This is a genomic window from Microbacterium sp. NPDC089696 (genome assembly GCF_044749125.1).
Lineage (GTDB): Bacteria > Actinomycetota > Actinomycetes > Actinomycetales > Microbacteriaceae > Microbacterium.
Map to the genome: position 1 here is coordinate 125,918 of NZ_JBIVHF010000001.1, position 19,764 is coordinate 145,681.

Sequence of the window (19,764 nt, forward strand, 5' to 3'; positions counted from 1 at the left end):
CTCCCGACGCGGAGATCTCCTCCCGAACGGACGCGGCGTCAGACGGCGGTCAGGCCGTGCGGTGCCGTGTTCAGGCGCTCGCAGCCGTCGGACGTGACCACGACGATGTCCTCGATGCGGGCGCCCCACTCCCCCGCGAAGTAGATCCCCGGCTCGATGCTGAACGCCATCCCCTCGCGCAGCACGAGGTCGTTGCCCGGCGCGATGTAGGGCTCCTCGTGTACCGAGACGCCGATGCCGTGGCCGGTCCGGTGCAGGAACGCCTCGCCGAGTCCCGCCTCCGCGAGCACCTGTCGTGCCGCGGCGTCGACCTGCTCGGCGCTGACGCCCGGGCGCACGGCGTCGACCGCGGCCTGCTGCGCTCGGACGAGCACGTCGATGCGGCGGGCGGCCTCGTCGTCGGGGGCGCCGACGACATAGGTGCGCGTGCTGTCGGAGTTGTACCCGCTCGGCACGGCTCCGCCGATGTCGACGACCACGACGTCGCCGTCCTCGATGATCCGGTCCGACACCTCGTGGTGCGGGTCGGCGCCGTTCGGTCCGGAGCCGACGATCACGAACTCGACCGAGCGGTGGCCCTCCTCGACGATGGCCGCGGCGATGTCGGCGGCCACCTCCCGTTCGGTGCGTCCGGCGCGCAGCCAGCCGGGAACGCGGAGATGCACGGCGTCGATCGCGGCACCCGCGCGCCGCAGCTCGACGATCTCCTCGGCATCCTTGACCATCCGCCCCTCGCGCAGCACGGGCGTCGCCAGCTCGATCGACACGCCGAGACGGTCGCCGACGGGCACGACGTGCAGAGCCGGCAGGGCGTCGGACACCCCGACGCGCGCGACCTGCCCGGTCGCCTCGGCGACGAGCGCGTAGGGGTCCTCGCCGTCGACCCAGTCCGCCACCGCGAGCCCGAGCTCGCCGACCGCCGTGCTCCGCACCTTGGCGAGCTCCATGCGGGGCACGACCACGGTCGGACGGATGCCGGGCCCGAGGACAAGTGCGGTCAGACGCTCGATGGTGTCGCCCTCGACGCCGAGGAGGTACTGCAGGTCGGGGCCGGGTCCGACGACGATCGCATCGAGGTCCGCGTCGGCGGCGAGGTCGCTCGCGCGGTCGAGCCGGGCGGCGTAGACAGAGGAGGGGAAGGGGAGGGTGCTCACAGGCTCCACGCTACTGCCGCGCACCTGCACGCGGAACGGACCGTGTCCCTCCCGACGCGGCACGGGGTCCGGTGCGGGATCAGCGAGTCGTGCCCACCGGCTCCCACAGCGCGCGGGCGGTGATCCACGACGGGTCCCCCCACGACCGGTGCGACTGCACGGCGCGGTACACGACCCCGTCGTGCCGGCGGAGATCACCGCGCACGTAGACGCCGACCGCCGTCCAGGCCGGGATGTCCGCGGCCGGTGCCGTCGGCATGGTCGGCGTGGTCGGCGTGGTGGGTGTGCTCGGCACGGGCGCAGCCTCGGCGGTCGTGACGGTGAACACCGCGCTCGCCGCCTCCCCCGAGGGTCCGGTCGCGACGACCCGGTACCGGTATGTCGTCGCCGCGGCGAGACCGGTGTCGAGGAAGCGCGTCGTGGCCGACGTACCCGCGAAGGAGTAGGTCACACCGTCGGTCGAACGCTCGACGCGGTACGACGTCGCTCCCGCGGTGCCCTTCCACATGAGGTCGACGCTCGATGCGGTCCGCCCCATGGAATGCACACCGGTCGGTGCGGACGATGCGGGCGGGTTCGTGACCGGAGGCGTCGTCACCGCGCCCCCGCCGCGCACGTCGATGTCGATGGTGTTGTAGAACGCGTTGGTCGTGTCGGCGACATCCCACACCGCGTAGATCACGTGGTAGCCGGTGCGGTCGGCGGGGATCGTCAGGGTGTGCACGGTGGGGACCGCGGGGATCTCCCCGCGTCCGTCGAACGTGGCGAGCAGTTCGAGGTCGGAGCGCTCCAGCTCGTCGTTCGGGTCCCATCCGGGCTTCGTGATGAAGTAGCGCCACTGCGCGGTGCGGTGCGCGGCGGTCAGCGACCAGGCGACCTGCACGGGCCCCGCCTGAACGATGTTCTTCTGCCAGCGCGTCGCGGTCTGCTCGTCGAGGGTGCCGCCGAAGAGACCGCCGGCCGAGGCGAGGTGTCCGTCGGCGGGGCCCGCCTGCGGGAAGCCCTTCGGCGCCTCGAGGCTCTGCGGCTCGTACTGCACGCCTCCGCGATCGACGTTCGCCGACCAGGCGGCACGGGAGATCAGGGTGGACGCCGATCCGCCGACGTAGCCGTGGCCGACGGCGGAGGTGGGGGCGATGAGGAGTCCGGCGGCGGTGATCGCAGCCACGGCGAGCGTGACGGATCCGAGTCGTGTGCGAGGTGTCATGCCTCCAGTGATATCGGCTCGCGCCGCCGGACCATGCGGTATCTCGGCATACGTTCCACTCCCCGTCCGATCGGACTCAGCTCACGGCTGCGCGCACGCGCTCGGCGAGGAACTCCCGGTTGGCGGCGTCGAGCTCGAGCACGGCGTAGGCGGTGGGCCAGAGGGTCCCGTCGTCGAGGTTCGCCGGCTGCTCGAAGCCGAACGTGCCGTACCGGGTCTTGAACTTGCTCGCCGGCTGGAAGAAGCACAGCACCTTGCCGTCCTTGGCCCACGCGGGCATTCCGTAGTACGTGCGGGGAACGAGCTCGGGCGCCACCTCGGACACGAGGTCGTGCAGCCCCTCGGCGATCGCGCGGTCGGCGTCGGAGAGCTTCGCGAGCGAAGCCTTGAGGTCGGCCTCGCCTTCGGCGCGCACCTCCTCCGGTGACTTCTTGGCGCGCGAGCGTGCCTTCTTCTTGTCGTCCGCCGCGGCCTTCATGGCCTCGCGCTCCTCGGCGCTGAAGCCGGTCTCCTTCTCGGCCATCGCTGGCTCCTCTCGTGAGTGATTGGTGATGTCTTCACCTTAGGGATGCGCTCGCGACCGGGACTTCTCGATTCGTGATCGATGTGCCGGAAGCGCGGATGCGGGGCGCGCGACACACGCGACGCCCATGCATTCCGGTGCGGTTAGGGTGGGGGCATGGACATGCGTGTCGCGGCATACGCAGTCGTCACCGATGACGACGGGCGGCTGCTGCTGGCGCGCTGGATCGAAGGCCGTCGTGTGGCCTGGACCATGCCGGGCGGGGGTCTGGAACCCGGCGAGGACCCTCAGGCCGCCGTGCGCCGCGAGCTGCGCGAGGAGACCGGGTATTCGGTCAAGGTCGGCGAGCTGCTCGGCATCCACTCCCGGGTCATCCCCGCGTCGCAGCGCGTGCACGAGGCCGATCAGCCGCTGCACACGCTCCGCATCGTCTATCGCGCGACGGTGACGGGAGGCCGGCTGCAGTACGAGACCGACGGATCGACCGACATGGCCGCGTGGTTCCCGCTCGCGTCGGTCGCCGAGCTGCAGCGCGTGAAGCTCGTCGACATCTCGCTCCGCATGGCCGGACTGCTCTGACGACCGACGACCGACCTCAGGCCCGCGGCTCCTCGGGCACGGAGATGTCCGCCACGGTCGCGCCGTACGCGACGATCAGGTCGTCCGCGTCGACGAACAGGCTGTAGCCGTGTGCGCCCGCCCCCATCGCGATGCGCTGTCCGACGATCGACTCGTCCGCGAACACGGGCCAGTCGGTCGAGCTGCCGATCGGCACGATCGTCCCGCGCTCGTATCCCGTCGCAGCGAGGGCGAGCTCCGCCTCGGGAAGCCGCAGCTTGTTCACGCCGACGACCGCGCGCAGCTTGGCCCAGGAGATGGATCGTCCGCCGGGGACCAGCGCGAAGAGGTAGGTGTCGTCGGAGCGCTTGACGACGAGGGTCTTGACGATGCCGGACGGAGGGATGCCGAGGATCTCGGCCGCCTCGACGAGGCTGTTCGCCGCCGGACGCTCGCGGATCTCGATCGAGAGATCCCGAGCGGCCGCGGCGTCTCTCACGCGCGCGTGCGGATCCGCCGACCCGGAGGTCGACGGATCACGGGGCGTGGTCACGCGTCGGGGGCGGACAGCGGGTCGTCGGCGACCCACAGCTCGTCGTCGGCCCGGAGTGCCTGCCATGCGGTGTAGAGAACGCCGACCGCCGCGGCGACGCCGAGGATCACGGCGACGACGGCACCCAGGCCCGGGCCCTTCTTCTCGGGCTGCACGGCCTTGCGCACCTTCTTCGTGGCCTTGCGCACGTCCTTCTCGAGGCCGTGGCGCTTGGCGTTGGCGACGTCCCATGCCGTGAGCGCGCTGCCGACGACGCCGCCGACGATGGGGACGACCTTGTCGTCGACCACATGGCGACCGAAGCGGGCACCCTGGTCGAGTACGGGCGCCACACGACGGTTGTACGTGTCCTGCACCACGGGACCGACCTGCTCGCGACCGAAGTTGCCGAGCTGACGACCCGCCTCGCGAGCGACGTCGGCGGCATGCCCGACGAGGATCTGCTGGTTCTCCCAGAGCTGGTTGGCGTCGGACTGGAGCCGACGCAGTTCCTTCTTCCGCTTGCGGCTGATGCTCACGATGCTCTCCTGTCGATTGGAGTACGGGTTCACCATCTTGCCACGCCACCCTGGAAGGGGCGAGGGAATCGCCGAGGCCTTGCGCCGCGGGCGGATCGGCGCTAGATCCCGGCCGATCCACACGAAGCTCTGAGAGAATGAGCGCATGGCTCATGCTTCTCACGTCGCAACCCTGCACACCAACCACGGTGACATCGTCATCAACCTCTTCGGCGATCACGCCCCGAAGACGGTCAAGAACTTCGTCGGCCTGGCCGACGGCTCGCAGTCCTGGACCGACCCCGCCACCGGCAAGCCGGGCGAGGGACCGCTCTACAAGGACGTCATCTTCCACCGCATCATCCCCAACTTCATGATCCAGGGCGGCGACCCGCTCGGTCAGGGAGTGGGCGGCCCCGGCTACAACTTCAACGACGAGATCCACGGCGACCTGGACTTCAACGAGCCGTACATCCTCGCGATGGCGAACGCGGGTCTGCGTCGCAACGCGATCACCGGTCAGGTCGAGGGCACCAACGGCTCGCAGTTCTTCATCACCACCGACCCGACGCCGTGGCTCCAGGGCAAGCACACGATCTTCGGCGAGGTCGCCGATGACGCCTCCAAGGCCGTCGTCGACGCGATCGCCGCGGTGCCGACCGCTGCGGGCGACCGTCCCATCGAGCCGGTCGTTCTGCAGTCGATCGACATCGTCTCCGCCTGAGTCCGAGGCTGGCCGATCCGGATGACCACGCCTGAGTTCGCGGAGAACCGCGACAACTTCTGCTACCGGCATCCGGATCGGCAGAGCTTCGTTCTCTGCCAGCGGTGCCTGCGCACCATCTGCCCCGAGTGCCAGACCCAGGCCGCGGTCGGGGTCATCTGCCCCGAGTGCATGGCCGCGGAGCGCAAGAATCGCACACCCGCCCAGAAGCGGGCGGCCCGTCGCTGGGGAACGCGCCCCGCGATGGCGGCCGTGCGCAGTGGCAAGCCCGTGGTCACGTACACGCTGCTGCTCGTCACGTCGATCATCGGTCTGCTGCAGATGGTGCCGGGAATGGGCGGCGTCATCACCGGAGCGCTCCGCTTCAACGCGTTGTACCTGTATCCGCAGTTCGCCCTGCTCCCGTTCGAGCCGTGGCGGTCGCTCACGGCGGTCTTCGCGCACGCGGGCTTCATCCATCTGGCGTTGAACATGCTCGCCCTGTGGATGCTGGGGCAGAGTCTCGAGCCGATGCTCGGCCGCGCGCGCTTCCTCGCCCTCTACCTGATCAGCGGTTTCGGCGGCTCCGTCGCCGTCGCCCTGCTCGCGCCCGGGATGTTCACGGTCGGTGCGAGCGGCGCGATCTTCGGGCTCATGGCCGCCCTGCTCATCATCGGTCGGCATATCGGTGCGAACGTCACGGGGATCCTCGTGATCCTCGGCATCAACTTCGTGTTCGGCTTCGTCGTCGGGGGCATCGCGTGGCAGGCGCATCTGGGTGGAGCCGTGATCGGCGCGCTGGTCGCCTTCATCCTGACCCGCACGCGTCGACGCGAGCAGCGGACCCGTCAGATCCTGCTGCTCTCCGCCGTGGTCGTCGCGCTCGTCCTGACGATCGCCTTCGTCCCTCCGCTGCTGATCTCGACGGTGTACTCCTGATCGGAGGCGGCGCGACGGCGCCGCGACCGGATGTGAATGACACCGGTGTAATTCTCCCCAGGTGTGCACAACTCTGTGGATAACTCTGTGGTGACGCTGTGCAGAACTGTGGGGAACACCCCCGGACACAGAAGAAGGCCCCTCGCACTGCGAGGGGCCTTCGTGGCAGAGGGGCTGGTGTCTAGCGCCAGCGAGTGGTCATCAGGAAGCCGATGAGCGCGATGCCCAGACCGATCGCGAGGTTCCAGTTGTCGAGGCCGGGGATCGGGAACTGCATCCCGGAGATGTAGAACACGAGGATCCAGGCGAGACCCAGCAGCATGAACCCGATCATGACGGGCTTGAACCACACCGCGTTGGGTGCGGATTCGCCCTCCGCGCGCGGGGTGTCGGGCTCTTCGGTCTTGCGCTCGCGTGCCATTCCGACATTGTACCCATGACACGTATCCCCTACGGAACCGCGGGATCCCGGGCGCCCCCACAGGTCGGAGGGATAGGATCGCGCCATGACCGCATCCGTCGTCTCGGGGGAGCGACGTGGACGCCGCCGGCGCCCTCGATCGCGCGCCACCGTCACCAGCGTCCTCGGTGAACTCCTCCTCACCGCCGGCGTGCTGGTCCTGCTGTTCGTGGCCTGGCAGATGTGGATCGGCGACATCATCATCAGCGCGCAGAAGAACGACGAGGGTGCGCAGATGTCACAGGCTCTCGCCGACGGACCGACGCCCGAACTGCCGCCGCTCGTCGCGACCGATGACGGCTCCACGGTCTACGAGCCCGTGATCCCGGCCCCGCCCGCCGACGCGGCGTGGCTCGCCCAGATGCACATCCCGCGCTTCGGCTCCGATTACAACGTGGGCATCTGGGGCGGCACCAGTCGCGCACGCACGCTCGACAAGCTCGGCATCGGCGTGTACACCGACTCGAAGATGCCCGGAGAGGTCGGCAACTTCGCGATGGCCGGCCACCGCACCACGTGGGGCAAGCCGTTCAATCAGCTCGACAAGCTGCAGATCGGCGACGCGATCGTCGTCGAGACCGCCGACGGCTGGTTCACGTACCGCTTCCGGACCCTCGAGTACGTCAAGCCGACGCAGACCGACGTGCTTCTCGACGTGCCGCAGATGCCGGGGGTCGAGACGGGTGAGCGCTACATCACGCTCACCGCATGCTCGCCGCTGTACTCGCTCGCGGAGCGCATCGTCGCGTACGGCGTGTTCGAGAGCTTCCAGCCGCGCGCCGAGGGCCCGCCCCCGGCACTGACGGATCCGCCCCCGCCGCCGGCCGCACCGTCGATCTGACCGAAGGGAACGAGAGGGAACCATGTACGCCGCACTCTGGCGCATCCTGCCCGGCCCCTGGTGGCTCAAGCTCTTCATCCTGCTCGTGCTCGTCGCGGCGGTGCTCTACGGACTGTTCTGGTTCGTGTTCCCGTGGGTGAGCCCCCTCATCGCGCCGGGCGAAGTCGACCTCGAATGACCCGCGTGCTCGTCGTGGACAACCACGACAGCTTCGTGCACACCCTCGTCGGCTACCTGCGCGAACTCGGCGCGGTCGTCGAGATGATCGAGGCGGATGCCGTCGACGCGGCGACCCTCGACGCTCTCCTTCCGCGGTTCGACGCGGTCATGGTGTCCCCCGGACCGGGTGCTCCCGCCGACGCCGGGGCCTCGCTCGACGTGGTGCGTCTCGCGGCGCAGCGGGCGATCCCCCTCCTCGGCGTCTGCCTCGGGCATCAGGCGATCGGGGCGGCGTTCGGCGCCCCCGTGACGGAGGCTCCCGAGCTCATGCACGGCATGGTGTCCGCAGCGGCCCACGACGGCTCGGCGCTGTTCGACGGCATCCCCTCGCCGTTCGCGGTCGGACGCTATCACTCGCTCGCGCTCGCCGAGGATCGTCTGCCCGAGGACCTGGTCGTCACGGCGCGGACCGAGACGGGCACGGTCATGGCGCTGGCGCACCGCGCGCTGCCGATCGTCGGCGTGCAGTTCCACCCCGAGAGCGTGCTCACCGAGGGCGGCTACCGTCTGCTCGCGAACTGGCTCGCGTCGTGCGGAGACGACGATGCCGTGGCACGGGCCGAGCGGCTGCATCCGCTCTCGCGCACCTGAGCGCGCACAGGACGATCGTCCTCAGTCGGCTGCGACGCAGTACCGCAGCTCCACGGTCGACCCGATCGGCACGTCGCCCGGCGCGATCGACATCGCGGTGACGGTCGGCGGGTTGGTGGCCGCGCAGTCCGTGAGCTCGACAGGGGTCGCCACGAGCCCGATGCGCTCGAGCTCAGCCGTCGCGGCGGCGACGGTCCACCCCGAGACGTCCGTGAGGGTCACGCGTCCGCTCGCCACGACGAGGTTCACCACGGTCTTGGGCGCGACCTCGCTCTCCGCGGCCTCGCTCGCCTCCATGACGGTGTCGGCCGCGAGTCCCTTGTCGTTGCGTTGGATCACGGTGCCGAGCTGCAGTCCCGCCTGCGCCAAGGCGTCCTTCGCGGCGGTCAAGGACAAGCCCTCCAGCGTCGGGACGACGACCGTCTCCTTGCCGGACGACACGTACACGGTGATGGTGTCGCCCTCGGTGACCGCGGAACCGGCCTCGGGGTCGGTGCGGATCACGTTGCCCTCGGCGATCTCGCTGCTGGACTCGAGCACGAGCTTGGATGCGAGGTCGAGCTCGCCGAGATCGTCTTGCGCCCTCTCGGCGGACACGTTCACGAGGTCGGGCACCGTGCGCGAACTTGCGGGCACCTCATCCGGACGCATGCTGATGGTCCACACCCAGAAGAGCACGGAGGCGAGCAGCACGGCCAGCAGGGCGACGCCGGCCCAGATCCATGCGACGGGCGGGCCCGACTGCGTGCGGGCCATCGTCGTGTCGGTGCTGAGCTGGCGGAGCGAGCGCGCCGTCTCCTGCGCCTGACGCGGGCTCGGGCCGTACAGCTCGCTGGTGAGCGCGCCGATCTCCTTGCGGGTCGGCGTGGCGCCGGTCACGGCGGAGTCGAGCGCGGCGCGGAAGTGCGCGGCATCCGGGTACCGCTGGTACGGGTCCTTCGCGAGTGCGCGCAGCACGATCGGGTCGAGGGCCGGAGGGGCGTCCTCGTTCACCTCGGTGGGCGGGACCGGCGTCTCGCTCACGTGCTGGTACGCGACCGCCACGGGGGACTCGCCGCGGAACGGCTGGCGCCCGGTCAGCAGTTCGTACAGCACCACTCCCGTGGAGTACAGGTCGGCGCGGGCGTCGACCGGCTCCCCCTTCGCCTGCTCGGGCGAGAAGTACGCGGCCGTGCCGATGATCTGCGTCGTCTCGGCGACGGTCGACGACGAGTCCGACACCGCGCGTGCGATGCCGAAGTCCATGACCTTGACCTGGCCCTTGTCGGTCACCATGACGTTGCCGGGCTTGATGTCGCGGTGCACGACGCCGGCACGGTGCGAGTAATCCAGGGCCTCGAGGATCCCGTCGACGTAGCGGATCGCGTCCTCGACGGGAACGGGGCCGCGGGCGATGATGTCCTTCAGCAGCGTGCCGCCGATGAGCTCCATGACGATGTACGGCGGGTCGTTCGCGTCGTCGCCGGGTGCCGAGGGATCGCCGGCGTCGTAGACCCGCACGATGGAGGGGTGCGACATGCGCGACGCCGACTGCGCCTCGAGGCGGAACCGCGTGCGGAACGCCGTGTCTCGGGCGAGCTCGGGGTCGAGGATCTTGATCGCGACGTCACGACCCAGCGTCAGGTCGTAGCCGCGATACACCTTGGCCATGCCGCCGTGACCGATGAGCTCGCCGACGCGGTAGCGACCCGCGAGAACGCGTGGCTCTGTCGACACGTACTGACCCCCTGAAACGACCTGACCTGATGTGAACCTCAGCCTACGATGCGCAACCCCTAATCGGCTGTGCCCTCGCCGCCGTCCTCGCCGCCTGCCGCGGGCAGGATCAGCACGGGCGCCATGGCGTCGGACTGCGGCGACGGCATGTCGCTGCCGCAGAACACGCGGTAGGTGGCGGTGATCGACTGGCCGGCCGGGCCGGGAACGATCTGCGTGGTGAGGACGCTGGGTCCGAAGCTGCGGATCGACTCCCCGGCGTTGCCGCCCGAGAACGTCGCGTTCGTGAGGGTGACCTCGAACGACGATCGCGCACCGGTGCCCGAGGGGCACTCGAAGCTCGGCCAGTTCAGCGTGACCGGCTGGCCCTCGGTCGCGACGCCGGCGATGGTCGGCGTTCCGGTCGGCTTGCCGACCTGCGCGCGCTCCTTGTACGTCGTGAGCACGATGGAGGTGCCCTCGGGGACGTTGCCCCCGGGCTGGACCGACTCGACGGTGCCGGCCTGGTCGGGGTTGGGTGCCACCGTGTTGCCGACGACGCAGTCGGCCAGGAGACCGGCGTTGACCGCGGTGCTCTTGGCGGCCTCGCACTGCATGCCGACGAGTCCGAGGGCGTCGACGTCGATCATCTCCGGCGTCTCCGTCGGAGTCGGCGTGGGGGTCGGCGTCGGGGTGTCGCTGGTGGTCGGCTTCGGGGTGGGCCCCGCATCGCCGCCCTGGTTCGTGAGGGCGAACACCGTTCCGACGAGCACGATCACGAGCAGCGCGATGAGGGCGATGAGCGGCCAGGTCCACCGGCTGCGCTTCTTCTTCTCGGTCTCCTCCTCGGCGGCGTCCTCGGTGGCGAGCTGCGCCGTGGTGGGCAGCACGCGCGTGGCGCCGTCGTCGCCGGATGCCGTGAGCAGACGCGTCGCGTCGTCACCGGCCATCCCGCCGTTCGCGATCGCGGGAACGGCGATCGCGGCGGAGTTCAGGTCGCCGCGGCGCAGGGCCTGCGCGGCACGGGCGACCGTCGCGGCGGACGAGGGTCGATCGGCCGGCTTCTTGGCGATCATCGCCATCACGAGGTTCTGCACCGGGATCGGCACGGTCGGCGGCAGCGGCGGAGGCTGCTCGTTGATCTGCGCCATCGCGATCGCCACCTGCGACTCGCCCGTGAAGGGACGCTTGCCGGCGAGGCACTCGTACGCGACGATGCCGAGCGAGTAGGTGTCGGTCGCGGGGGAGGCCGGGTGACCGGACGCCTGCTCGGGCGACAGGTACTGCACGGTCCCCATGACCTGGCCGGTCGCGGTGAGCGGCACCTGGTCGGCGATGCGTGCGATGCCGAAGTCAGTGATCTTGACGCGGCCGTCGGGCGTGATCAGCAGGTTTCCCGGCTTGATGTCGCGGTGCACGAGACCGGCGGCGTGCGCCGCCTGCAGTGCGGATGCCGTCTGCGCGACGATGTCGAGCGTCTTGTCGGCGCTCAGCGCCCCGTCTCGTTCGAGGATCGTCGAGAGCGCCTCACCGGGCACGAGCTCCATGACGAGGTAGGCGCTGCCGTTCTCCTCGCCGTAGTCGAACACGCTGGCGATGCCCTCGTGGTTGACGAGTGCCGCGTGGCGCGCCTCCGCGCGGAAGCGCTCGAGGAACCCGGGGTCCCCCATGTACTCGTCCTTGAGGATCTTGATCGCGACGGTGCGTCCGATGACGTGATCCGTCGCCTCCCACACCTCGCCCATGCCGCCGATCGCGATTCGCGACTGCAGCTCGTAGCGACCACCGAACGACACACCCTGCGTCGGTCTCATCTGCCCAGCACCGCCTCTATGACCTTCTTCGCAATCGGAGCGGCGATGGTGTCGCCGGATCCGGACTGCCCTTTTCCTCCGCCGTCTTCGACGAGGACCGCTACTGCGACCTGCGGGTCGTTCGCCGGAGCGAAACCGGTGAACCACAGCGTGTACGGCTTGCTGCCGTTCTCCGTGGTGCCGGTCTTACCCGCCACGTCGACCCCGTCTATTCTTGCACCCTGCGCGGCGCCCGTTGAGACGCTCGCGACCATGGATGCCGTGACCTGATCCGCGACCGTCGCGTCGAGCGCACGGCCGAACTCGGTGTCGTCGTAGGACCGGATCACCGACAGGTCGTTGCCGATGACCGTGTCGACGAGGCGCGGGTTCATCACGACGCCGTCGTTCGCGATCCCGGCCGAGAGCATCGCGATCTGCAGCGGGGTCGCCGTCACCTGCCCCTGGCCGAATCCGCTGAGCGCGGTCTGCGCGTCGTCGAGCGCCCGGGGGTAGCTCGACGGCGTCGACTCGAGCGGCGTGGAGAAGCTCTGGTTGAAGCCGAACTTCTCCGCCGTCTCGCGGATCCGGTCGTCGCCGAGCTGCACCGCGAGCTCCGCCATCGGGATGTTGCAGCTCAGACGGATCGCCTCGGCGATCGTGACCGTGTCGCCCGGGCCGCAGGTGCCGCCCCAGGCGTTCGCGACCGTGTTGTTGGATTGCGGGAGCTGGTAGCGCGCCGGGTTCGGGAGCGTCGAGTCGGGCGTGTAGTCGCCGGACTCGTAGGCCGCGGCCGCCACGATGAGCTTGAAGGTGGATCCCGGCGGGTTGAGGTCGCCCGCGATCGCGCGGTTCGACAGCGGCTTGGTCGGATCCGCGACGAGTTGGTCGTAGGCCGCGTTCGCGGCATCCGCGTCGTGCGTCGCGAGCGCGTTCGTGTCGAAGCCGGGAGTGGAGACCATCGCGAGGATGCGGCCAGTGCTGGGCTCGATCGCCACCACCGCGCCCTGCAGTCCCTGCAGCGCGTCGTACGCAGCCTGCTGGGCGGCCGTGTCGAGGGACAGCTCGACACCGAAGCCGGTCTGCGGCTGGCCGGAGAGGAGGCGCTCGATCTCGGCGAAGAACGCCGTCGATCCGGTGCCGGAGAGGTCGGCGTTGAGGGCGCGCTCGATACCCGTGGCGGACTGCAGCGCCGGGTTGAAGTACCCGGTCACGGGCTCCCACATCGCGCCGTCGGTGTAGACACGCTGGAACTGGTAGCGATCGGACGACGGTGTCGACGAGGCGATCGCGACGCCGTCGACGATGATCGACCCGCGCTGGATCTCGTAGCTGTCGAGCAGCGTGCGCTTGTTGTTGCTGTTCTGCGCGAGGGCGTCGGCGTCGACGACCTGAATCCAGCTGGTCGCGGCGAACAGCGAGATGAACATGAACAGCATCACGATGCTGAGACGGCGGAGCTCTTTGGTCATGTCAGCCGATCACCGCCCGGGGTTGGCTGCGGACGCCGTCGGAGATGCGCAGCAGGATCGCCACGATGAGCCAGTTGGCCACGAGCGAGGAGCCTCCGGCGGCGAGGAACGGGGTCGTGAGTCCGGTGAGGGGGATGATCCGCGTCACACCGCCGACCATGATGAACACCTGCAGGGCGATCGTGAAGGCGAGTCCGGTGGCGAGCAGCTTGCCGAAGTCGTCCTGGCCCGCGAGGCCGATCCGGATGCCGCGGCTGATGAACACCATGTACAGGCTGAGCACCGCGAAGAGGCCGATCAGGCCGATCTCCTCGCCGAGGCTCGTGATGATGTAGTCGCTGTGCGCGAGCGGGGTCACCTCGGGGCGTCCCTGACCCCAGCCCGTGCCGAGCAGGCCCCCGTGCGCGAGACCGAACAGGCCCTGCATCGGCTGGTAGCCGGCGCCGTCGGGATCGACCTTGTCGGGGTCGAACAGGAACAGCCAGTTCGTGAAGCGGCCCTGCACGTAGCTGAGGATCTGCGTCGCGACCGCGACGCCCGCGGCGACGAGGGCGAGGCCGATGAGCACCCAGCTCGTCTTGCCCGTCGCGACGTAGAGCATGGCGACGAACATGCCGAAGATCAGGGTTCCGGTGCCGAGGTCGCGCTGGATCACGATGATCCCGAGCGAGATCGCCCACACCACCAGCACGGGGCCGAGCTCGCGCATGCGCGGCCAGGTGATCCCGAGGAACCGGGTGCCGACCGAGGTGAGGCTCTCGCGCGTGCGGACCAGGTATCCGGCGAAGAAGATCGCGAGGCAGATCTTCGCGAGCTCGCCGGGCTGGAAGGCGAACATCCCGCCGAGCGAGACCCACACCTGGGCGTTCGCGTCGGGGATCCGCAGGCCGGGGACGAACGGCAGCAGCAGGAGCAGGATGCCGGAGAGGCCGAAGATGTACGTGTAGCGGAAGAGCACGCGGTAGTTGCGCAGCAGGATGACGCAGGTGATCGCGCCGGCGAGCGAGATCGCCGTCCAGGCCAGCTGCTTCGTGGAGTACGCGTTCCAGCCGGTGAGCGACTTCGCGATGTCGATGCGGTAGATCATCGAGACGCCGAGACCCGTGAGCAGCGTCGCGATCGGCAGCACGAACGGGTCGGCGTTCGCGGCGACCACGCGCAGCACGAAGTGCAGGGCGAACGCGAGCACGGCCAGACCGCCGCCGATCGCGAGGATCATCGGGTCGATCAGCCCGAGGGCCCCGAGCTGCGTGAGCGCGAGGGCGCAGCCGCTGATGACGACCGCGAACAGGAGCAGCCAGAACTCGCGGTTGCGCTGCGTCTGCGGCAGCCGCAGCGTGCGGAGCGCCTTGATGACCGTGGTGTCGGCCTGGACGTCGCTGCTCATCCTGCGTCCTCCGTCCCGGTCGGGGTCGGCACGGGCGTGGGCAGCGGTGTCTCGCCGGTCACCCGGTCGGCACCGGCCTGCAGGCGGGCGACGATGGCCTGCGCGTCGGACAGCGACCGCGCGGTGATCGTGCGCTCCACGGAGTCGCGCTGGTACGGCGGGAGGTTCGCGAGGAGGATGTCGGTGTCCTCGATGGGCGTCGACAGCGTGATCGGCCCGATGTTCTGCTGCACGCCCTGGTAGATGACGACGCTGTCCTCGTCGGCGCCGACGAAGTAGCGCGTCTGCGTCCAGCTGTAGGCGGCGAAGGCGGCGAAGGCGAGCATGGCCAGCACGACCAGCATCCCGGCGATCCATCCGAGTCGACGGCGCTTGGCGCGGCGGCGGTCCTCCTCGATGAGCTCCTCGAGGTACTCCGACGACGGCTCGAAGTGGCTGGGGTCGTTCGCGGCCTGGCGCACCGGGTGCAGCCAGCTGCTGCGCGGGGCGCGCACGGGCGGGACCGTGATGTTCGCGGGGTTCGACGCCGAGCCGACGATCGTCGCCGTGCCGGAGTGCATGGCGTGCTGTCCGCCCACGTCGACGAGGACGATCGTGACGTTGTCGGGGGCGCCGCCGTCGAGGGCCTGCTTCAGGAGGTTGTCGGCCGTGCGACCGGGGGCCATGCCGAGGCGCATCGCCTTGAGGATGTGGTCCTCGTCGACCACCCCGGAGAGGCCGTCGGAGCACAGGAGCCAGCGGTCGCCGGGCTGCGTGTGCATCACGAACATGTCGAGCTCGGGGTCGGAGTCCATGTCGCTCAGCACGCGCATGAGCACGGAGCGCCGCGGGTGGTAGCGCGCCTCCTCGGGCGTGATGCGCCCCGAGTCGACCAGACGCTGCACGAACGTGTGGTCGGCGGTGATCTGCGTGAGCGCGTCATCGCGGTAGAGGTAGATGCGCGAGTCGCCGATGTGGCCGATCACCGCGAAGTCCTCGACCATGATGATCGCGCTCAGCGTGGTGCCGAGGCCGGCGAGCTCGGGGCGGTCCTTGGCGGCGCGGATCAGGTCGCCCGCGGCCGTGGTCGCCGCGGCCTGCAGCGACGCCTGCGCGTCCTCGGTCGAGGTGAACGGCTGGTCGAGAGGCTGCATCCGGGAGATCGCGATGCTCGACGCGACGTCGCCGCCCGCGTGCCCGCCCATGCCGTCGGCGACGACGAACAGGTTGGCCCCGGAGTACCCGGAGTCCTGGTTGTTGGAGCGGACCTTCCCGGTGTGGGAGATCGCGACGCTCGAGCCCTCGAAGACCATGCCCGGGTCAGGCTCGCAGCTCGAAGGTCGTGGCGCCCACCTTGATGGGAACGCCGAGTCCGAGGGCGACGGGGCCGCCCGTGACGCGGTTGCCGGCCACGAACGTGCCGTTGGTCGAGTCGAGGTCCTGGATCGCCCAGGCGTCGCCGCGCAGCAGCAGGCGCGCGTGATGGCTGGACGTGTAGTCGTCGCGGATCACGAGGGCGGACTCGCTGGAGCGCCCGATCGTGAGGATGTCAGTGCCGAGCGGCAGTTCGAGGCCGGCCTTCGGACCGGAGGTGATGACGAGGCGCTTGGCGGTGGCGATCGTCGCCGGGCCCGTGCTCGACTTCGACGACGCGGGGCGCTTCGCCGGGGCCGGGGGAGTGGCGGGGGATGCCGCTGCTGCCGCGTCTCCGTCGGCGGGGAGCTTGCGCACCTTCATGCCGAAGAGGTCGGCACGCAGCGAGTAGACGACGCCGAAGACGAAGAACCACAGCAGCACCAGGAAGCCGATGCGCATGAGGAGGAGGACGAGCTCGCTGGGGGTCGTCATCAGATCGCTCCGAACGCGCGGGTGGCATCGTCGTCGCGCGGGTGCGCGGGTCGCGACGGCGTGGCGACGGGGACGATGCGGAAGACGAGATCGGTGCGCCCGATCGTGAGGGTGGTGTCGGTGGGGAGCCCGGCCTCGCGGACCTTCGCGCCGTCGACCTTGGTGCCGTTGGTCGATCCGAGGTCGCGCATCATGGCGCGCTCGCCGTCCCAGAGGATCTCGACGTGCTTGCGGCTCGACCCGGCATCCGCGATGGTGATGTCCGCATCCGTACCTCGGCCGATCACGGTGCGCGCACGCGTGAGCGGATGGCGACGCCCGTCGACGTCGATCACGGCCTGCCAGTTCACGCGTCCCTCGACCGTGCCGGAGCTCACGCGCACGGTTCCGGTCGCGATGTCGTCGGCCTCCAGCGCGATCGCCAGCGGACCCGCGAAGCTGTAGCCCTGCGACTTCGCGTGCTTCGTCAGCAGCGCGTGCAGCTCGTCGGTCAGCGCACCGCCGAGTCCCTGCATCCGCTCGTAGTCGTCGGCGCTGAGGCGCACGACGTAGCTGTTGGGCGCGATGATGCGGTCGCGGCTCACGACCGCCGCCTTCGTGTCGGCTTCACGCCGCAGCGCCGAAGCGATCTCCACGGGTTGGATGCCGCTGCGGAAGGTCTTCGCGAAGGCGCTGTTCACAGCGCGCTCGAGACCCTTCTCAAAGCTGTCAAGTAGTCCCACTGGGCTCCTCTGGCATGCCAACTGGTGGGTACATCGTAGCCAGGTGACCTGGGTGATCGCCCGTTCGGAGGTCTCCGTCGCCCGATTCCCGCGCGGATCCGGTCGGGAGGAGAACTCCCCGAAGGGAGGAGGGATACCGCCCCACGGCCCTCCCCACACCGAGAACTCCGCCCGACGGAGTGCTCTCGCCGCGGTTTCTGCGTGCCGTGAACGCGTGATAGCCTTGCGAAGTTGAGTTCTTCGGAGCGAGACGACTCGCGCGAGTGGCGGAATGGTAGACGCGCTGGCTTCAGGTGCCAGTGTCCTTATGGACGTGGGGGTTCAAGTCCCCCCTCGCGCACAGCGGGTGAAAGAGCCGGTCAGAAATGTTTCTGACCGGCTCTTTCTTGTCTCAGGCCCGCTCCAATACTCGAACCCGACGCCGCTCAGCCTCGTTTGATGGACGACCGTTCTACTCCGCGTCCCACATCGTGTAGAGGATGACGCCGAGCGGCAGGTCGCCGAGGTGCTTCACGAGGTCGCTCTCGATGCCGACGATCCGGCCGGTCTCGGTCGAGATGAAGAAGGTGTCCCGTCGCTCGGGGATGACCTGGGAGACCTGCACGCCGATGACGTCCCTGCCCAGCCTGTCGGTCGTCTCGCCGAGGACGGTCAGGTCGCCGGACTCCTCCAGGAGTCGGAGGAGGGTCGCGTGCTGGGCGTCGTCCAGGGTCCAGTACTGCAGCAGACCCGTGACCGCCGCGAGCAGATCTCCCGACGAGGATTCGGGCGTGGCCCCGAAGACCGCGAGGGCCTTCTCGATCTCGGCCGTCGACGACCCGGTGAGCGTGACCGCGTCCGCCGGCAGCGTGAACTCCTCGGGAGGCGTGACAACCTCGTTGAGGACCTCACCGGGCTGGTACGGACTCGGATCGACCCCCTCCGGTCGTTCGTTCTCCGACCAGTAGGACTCGCCGGCGACGGCCCGCGAGGTGGAGCCTCCGTCGGCGCTCCAGACGTACGTGATGTCCTGGGGGACGATCTCGACGTGCGCGGAGGCCATCTCGACGTTCCATCCCCAGGTGACCGAGTGCACGGCCGAGACCTGGGCGACGTCGGGACCGGCGCGCAGGTCGGTCTGGGCGTCGGCGAGCACCTCGTCGAGATTCCCGGCGAACGTGTACTCCAACGGAGGAGGTGTGAGCGCGACGGCGGTCTGCGTCGGCATCAGGACGGCCACGGCCACGAGGACCGCGGTCGCGACGCCCGCGGCCGCGGTGGTGAGCCCTGCCCACACGACCCGGCGCTTCGGCCGTACGCGCGAGCTCTCCCGCGTGCCGCGGATGATGCTCTCCCGCAGCGCGATCGCCCTCGCGTCGAGGTGGGCGTCACGGGCGGGGGGCCTCAGGGCGCGGAACAGCCGATCGAGGTCGTCGTCGGTGTACGTCATCACGCACCTCCGTCGAGCGCTCGCCGCAGTTTGAGACGAGCTCGGGTGAGGGTGGTCCAGACGGCGGTGGTGCTGGTGTTGAGCACCTCGGCGACCTCGCCCGCGCTCAGGCTGTCCCAGTACGTCAGGACGACGATCTGGCGTTCGCGCGCGCTCAGCGACGTGAGCGCGGTGCGCAACGCGATCTTCTCGAGCGGGTCGAGCGGGTCGGTCGGGTTCTCGAGGCGCCGCTCGAGTGCAGCCATGGCCCGGTCCCGCGAGCGGGCGCTCCGGGAGCGATCACGCAGCTTGTTGTTGGCCGTGCGCAGGAACCAGGATGCTGCGAAGGGACGCGCGGGATCCAGCTTGCGCCATGCGACAGCGAACACCTCGGCGGTGATCTCGTCGACCTCGCTGCTGTCGTCCACGAAGCAGTCGACGTGGTGGCGCACCCGCGCCCAGTGCTCCTCGAAGAGGCGTCTGTAGACGGTGCTGCGGACGTCGGTGCCATGGAACGGCGAGGCCTCGGTCGTCGCGCGAAGACGGCGTCGTCCGAGCGGGATCGGACCCGTCGCCTCGCTCGCGAACACCAGGGCGCGGGGGAGCCCGAACCTGCCCATGACGACCTCGCTCACGTCCGACGACCTCCTCTCAGGCTACTCGTGGACTCACAGCGAGCACCGCAGCGATCGCACCGTGCTCGGCACGTTGAGCCGCGTCCCGGCGACCACGGTCGCGACGACGGCGCCGGTGCCGGTACGCGCCTGCACGTTTCCGGAGGCGCGGGCGTTGGCGACCGACCGCACGATCGTGAGTGCGGACGTGCTCACCGTGGTGCAGACGCCGAAGCTGAGACGGGTGCCGTTCCCGTCCGCCTCCGAGTACGCGCAGTACGTGCCGGTGGCGCAGCTGCCCACCGATCGTGCGCGGGGGTTCGGCACGGTCAGCTCCATGCCGAGCTCGGGCCAGACCACGGTGTACGGGTCGACGACCTGTCCGCCGGGCACCGCCTCCAGCGCGTACTCGACATCGGGATGGAGGCCGACCTCGGAGGCCTGCGCGGACGTCGCGCCCGAGAGGGTCAGGAGGATGATCGCGGCGATGGCGACGACACGGTGCTTCATGGGGCGTCCGATCTCGGGTGATGGTACGTCCCACTGTGCGACCGTCCGCGGTCGGCCGCGCCTCGTGCGCGCGCGCCTTATTGCGGCTGAC

22 protein-coding genes and 1 tRNA gene are annotated in these 19,764 nt (G+C 69.7%); 7 read left to right on the top strand and 16 right to left on the bottom strand.

All coding sequences use genetic code 11. The annotated features are described in order from the left end of the window. Window positions 1-38 precede the first annotated feature (38 nt). The 3 genes from ACIPY8_RS00595 to ACIPY8_RS00605 all read right to left on the bottom strand — a co-directional run bounded on the left by ACIPY8_RS00595 (window position 39) and on the right by ACIPY8_RS00605 (window position 2,884). Window positions 39-1,154: a M24 family metallopeptidase gene (locus tag ACIPY8_RS00595; RefSeq protein WP_400813845.1), complete on the bottom strand. Its 1,116-nt coding sequence runs from the start codon at window positions 1,152-1,154 to the stop codon at window positions 39-41. 79 nt (window positions 1,155-1,233) lie between these two features. Then, on the bottom strand, window positions 1,234-2,361 hold the full coding sequence (locus ACIPY8_RS00600) for a lytic polysaccharide monooxygenase (RefSeq protein WP_400813846.1): 1,128 nt from the start codon (window positions 2,359-2,361) through the stop codon (window positions 1,234-1,236). A gap of 76 nt (window positions 2,362-2,437) precedes the next feature. After that, window positions 2,438-2,884 (bottom strand): iron chaperone, encoded by a 447-nt coding sequence (locus ACIPY8_RS00605; protein ID WP_400813848.1) that lies wholly within the window; start codon window positions 2,882-2,884, stop codon window positions 2,438-2,440. A 156-nt stretch (window positions 2,885-3,040) separates the two neighbouring features. Here ACIPY8_RS00605 and ACIPY8_RS00610 point away from each other — a divergent pair, with 156 nt between their 5' ends. Further along, on the top strand, window positions 3,041-3,463 hold the full coding sequence (locus ACIPY8_RS00610) for an NUDIX hydrolase (protein WP_400813850.1): 423 nt from the start codon (window positions 3,041-3,043) through the stop codon (window positions 3,461-3,463). A gap of 16 nt (window positions 3,464-3,479) precedes the next feature. Here the strand turns inward: ACIPY8_RS00610 and ACIPY8_RS00615 are convergent, their stop codons facing one another. Next, window positions 3,480-3,941, bottom strand: a complete 462-nt coding sequence (locus tag ACIPY8_RS00615) for an aminoacyl-tRNA deacylase (RefSeq protein WP_400817608.1) — start codon at window positions 3,939-3,941, stop codon at window positions 3,480-3,482. A gap of 50 nt (window positions 3,942-3,991) precedes the next feature. Then, window positions 3,992-4,513 carry a DNA helicase gene (locus tag ACIPY8_RS00620; RefSeq protein WP_400813853.1) on the bottom strand — a complete coding sequence of 174 codons (522 nt, stop codon included), beginning with the start codon at window positions 4,511-4,513 and terminating at the stop codon, window positions 3,992-3,994. A gap of 145 nt (window positions 4,514-4,658) precedes the next feature. On the opposite strand from ACIPY8_RS00620, the gene ACIPY8_RS00625 reads away from it, so the two are divergent. Then, window positions 4,659-5,216, top strand: a complete 558-nt coding sequence (locus ACIPY8_RS00625) for a peptidylprolyl isomerase (protein WP_400813854.1) — start codon at window positions 4,659-4,661, stop codon at window positions 5,214-5,216. A gap of 21 nt (window positions 5,217-5,237) precedes the next feature. Continuing rightward, a complete protein-coding gene (locus tag ACIPY8_RS00630) occupies window positions 5,238-6,134 on the top strand; it encodes a rhomboid family intramembrane serine protease (RefSeq protein ID WP_400813856.1) in 897 nt (298 codons plus the stop codon). 181 nt (window positions 6,135-6,315) lie between these two features. Here ACIPY8_RS00630 and ACIPY8_RS00635 read toward each other — a convergent pair whose 3' ends face one another. After that, window positions 6,316-6,555 (bottom strand): cell division protein CrgA, encoded by a 240-nt coding sequence (locus ACIPY8_RS00635; protein ID WP_400813858.1) that lies wholly within the window; start codon window positions 6,553-6,555, stop codon window positions 6,316-6,318. An 85-nt stretch (window positions 6,556-6,640) separates the two neighbouring features. On the opposite strand from ACIPY8_RS00635, the gene ACIPY8_RS00640 reads away from it, so the two are divergent. The 3 genes from ACIPY8_RS00640 to ACIPY8_RS00650 are packed head-to-tail and all read left to right on the top strand — an operon-like array spanning window position 6,641 to window position 8,245. After that, the gene (locus ACIPY8_RS00640) at window positions 6,641-7,435 is read left to right on the top strand and encodes a class E sortase (RefSeq protein WP_400813859.1); all 795 of its coding nucleotides are present in this window, start codon (window positions 6,641-6,643) and stop codon (window positions 7,433-7,435) included. Window positions 7,436-7,457: 22 nt separating this feature from the next. Beyond that, window positions 7,458-7,613: a hypothetical protein gene (locus tag ACIPY8_RS00645; protein WP_400813861.1), complete on the top strand. Its 156-nt coding sequence runs from the start codon at window positions 7,458-7,460 to the stop codon at window positions 7,611-7,613. Further along, the gene (locus ACIPY8_RS00650; RefSeq protein WP_400813864.1) at window positions 7,610-8,245 is read left to right on the top strand and encodes an anthranilate synthase component II; all 636 of its coding nucleotides are present in this window, start codon (window positions 7,610-7,612) and stop codon (window positions 8,243-8,245) included. The genes ACIPY8_RS00645 and ACIPY8_RS00650 overlap by 4 nt, the downstream gene beginning before the upstream one ends. Before the next feature lie 21 nt (window positions 8,246-8,266). Here ACIPY8_RS00650 and pknB read toward each other — a convergent pair whose 3' ends face one another. The 7 genes from pknB to ACIPY8_RS00685 are packed head-to-tail and all read right to left on the bottom strand — an operon-like array spanning window position 8,267 to window position 17,141. Then, window positions 8,267-9,961, bottom strand: a complete 1,695-nt coding sequence (pknB, locus tag ACIPY8_RS00655; RefSeq protein ID WP_400813865.1) for a Stk1 family PASTA domain-containing Ser/Thr kinase — start codon at window positions 9,959-9,961, stop codon at window positions 8,267-8,269. A 59-nt stretch (window positions 9,962-10,020) separates the two neighbouring features. Continuing rightward, entirely contained in the window at window positions 10,021-11,754 is a 1,734-nt protein-coding gene (locus tag ACIPY8_RS00660; protein ID WP_400813867.1) for a protein kinase, read from the bottom strand. Further along, window positions 11,751-13,205 (bottom strand): peptidoglycan D,D-transpeptidase FtsI family protein, encoded by a 1,455-nt coding sequence (locus tag ACIPY8_RS00665; RefSeq protein WP_400813870.1) that lies wholly within the window; start codon window positions 13,203-13,205, stop codon window positions 11,751-11,753. The genes ACIPY8_RS00660 and ACIPY8_RS00665 overlap by 4 nt, the downstream gene beginning before the upstream one ends. 1 nt (window position 13,206) lies before the next feature. Continuing rightward, entirely contained in the window at window positions 13,207-14,592 is a 1,386-nt protein-coding gene (locus tag ACIPY8_RS00670; protein ID WP_400813871.1) for an FtsW/RodA/SpoVE family cell cycle protein, read from the bottom strand. Further along, the gene (locus ACIPY8_RS00675) at window positions 14,589-15,884 is read right to left on the bottom strand and encodes a PP2C family protein-serine/threonine phosphatase (protein ID WP_400813873.1); all 1,296 of its coding nucleotides are present in this window, start codon (window positions 15,882-15,884) and stop codon (window positions 14,589-14,591) included. The genes ACIPY8_RS00670 and ACIPY8_RS00675 overlap by 4 nt, the downstream gene beginning before the upstream one ends. 7 nt (window positions 15,885-15,891) lie before the next feature. Then, window positions 15,892-16,419: an FHA domain-containing protein gene (locus tag ACIPY8_RS00680; protein WP_400813875.1), complete on the bottom strand. Its 528-nt coding sequence runs from the start codon at window positions 16,417-16,419 to the stop codon at window positions 15,892-15,894. Beyond that, window positions 16,419-17,141: an FhaA domain-containing protein gene (locus ACIPY8_RS00685; RefSeq protein WP_400813877.1), complete on the bottom strand. Its 723-nt coding sequence runs from the start codon at window positions 17,139-17,141 to the stop codon at window positions 16,419-16,421. Before ACIPY8_RS00685 ends, ACIPY8_RS00680 begins: the two co-directional genes overlap by 1 nt. A gap of 257 nt (window positions 17,142-17,398) precedes the next feature. Between ACIPY8_RS00685 and ACIPY8_RS00690 the strand changes: the two genes are divergently transcribed. Further along, window positions 17,399-17,481: transfer RNA gene (locus ACIPY8_RS00690), tRNA-Leu, on the top strand. A 111-nt stretch (window positions 17,482-17,592) separates the two neighbouring features. Here the strand turns inward: ACIPY8_RS00690 and ACIPY8_RS00695 are convergent. From ACIPY8_RS00695 to ACIPY8_RS00705, 3 genes are read right to left on the bottom strand one after another with little or no spacing between them, the layout of a single operon-like run. After that, window positions 17,593-18,570 carry a hypothetical protein gene (locus tag ACIPY8_RS00695; RefSeq protein ID WP_400813879.1) on the bottom strand — a complete coding sequence of 326 codons (978 nt, stop codon included), beginning with the start codon at window positions 18,568-18,570 and terminating at the stop codon, window positions 17,593-17,595. Then, window positions 18,570-19,184, bottom strand: a complete 615-nt coding sequence (locus ACIPY8_RS00700; RefSeq protein ID WP_400813882.1) for an RNA polymerase sigma factor — start codon at window positions 19,182-19,184, stop codon at window positions 18,570-18,572. The genes ACIPY8_RS00695 and ACIPY8_RS00700 overlap by 1 nt, the downstream gene beginning before the upstream one ends. A 33-nt stretch (window positions 19,185-19,217) precedes the next feature. Then, window positions 19,218-19,673 (bottom strand): hypothetical protein, encoded by a 456-nt coding sequence (locus ACIPY8_RS00705; protein WP_400813884.1) that lies wholly within the window; start codon window positions 19,671-19,673, stop codon window positions 19,218-19,220. Window positions 19,674-19,764: the final 91 nt, after the last annotated feature.

What these genes read in the sequence shown, in the direction of transcription:
- ACIPY8_RS00650 (WP_400813864.1), top strand. Translation starts at nt 7,610, where the DNA reads ATGACCCGCGTGCTCGTCGTGGACAACCACGACAGCTTCGTGCACACC.
- ACIPY8_RS00600 (WP_400813846.1), bottom strand. Translation starts at nt 2,361, where the DNA reads ATGACACCTCGCACACGACTCGGATCCGTCACGCTCGCCGTGGCTGCG.
- ACIPY8_RS00665 (WP_400813870.1), bottom strand. Translation starts at nt 13,205, where the DNA reads ATGACCAAAGAGCTCCGCCGTCTCAGCATCGTGATGCTGTTCATGTTC.
- ACIPY8_RS00610 (WP_400813850.1), top strand. Translation starts at nt 3,041, where the DNA reads ATGGACATGCGTGTCGCGGCATACGCAGTCGTCACCGATGACGACGGG.
- ACIPY8_RS00670 (WP_400813871.1), bottom strand. Translation starts at nt 14,592, where the DNA reads ATGAGCAGCGACGTCCAGGCCGACACCACGGTCATCAAGGCGCTCCGC.
- ACIPY8_RS00675 (WP_400813873.1), bottom strand. Translation starts at nt 15,884, where the DNA reads ATGGTCTTCGAGGGCTCGAGCGTCGCGATCTCCCACACCGGGAAGGTC.
- ACIPY8_RS00705 (WP_400813884.1), bottom strand. Translation starts at nt 19,673, where the DNA reads ATGAAGCACCGTGTCGTCGCCATCGCCGCGATCATCCTCCTGACCCTC.
- ACIPY8_RS00660 (WP_400813867.1), bottom strand. Translation starts at nt 11,754, where the DNA reads ATGAGACCGACGCAGGGTGTGTCGTTCGGTGGTCGCTACGAGCTGCAG.
- ACIPY8_RS00680 (WP_400813875.1), bottom strand. Translation starts at nt 16,419, where the DNA reads ATGACGACCCCCAGCGAGCTCGTCCTCCTCCTCATGCGCATCGGCTTC.
- ACIPY8_RS00645 (WP_400813861.1), top strand. Translation starts at nt 7,458, where the DNA reads ATGTACGCCGCACTCTGGCGCATCCTGCCCGGCCCCTGGTGGCTCAAG.
- ACIPY8_RS00640 (WP_400813859.1), top strand. Translation starts at nt 6,641, where the DNA reads ATGACCGCATCCGTCGTCTCGGGGGAGCGACGTGGACGCCGCCGGCGC.
- ACIPY8_RS00630 (WP_400813856.1), top strand. Translation starts at nt 5,238, where the DNA reads ATGACCACGCCTGAGTTCGCGGAGAACCGCGACAACTTCTGCTACCGG.
- ACIPY8_RS00695 (WP_400813879.1), bottom strand. Translation starts at nt 18,570, where the DNA reads ATGACGTACACCGACGACGACCTCGATCGGCTGTTCCGCGCCCTGAGG.
- ACIPY8_RS00605 (WP_400813848.1), bottom strand. Translation starts at nt 2,884, where the DNA reads ATGGCCGAGAAGGAGACCGGCTTCAGCGCCGAGGAGCGCGAGGCCATG.
- ACIPY8_RS00625 (WP_400813854.1), top strand. Translation starts at nt 4,659, where the DNA reads ATGGCTCATGCTTCTCACGTCGCAACCCTGCACACCAACCACGGTGAC.
- ACIPY8_RS00635 (WP_400813858.1), bottom strand. Translation starts at nt 6,555, where the DNA reads ATGGCACGCGAGCGCAAGACCGAAGAGCCCGACACCCCGCGCGCGGAG.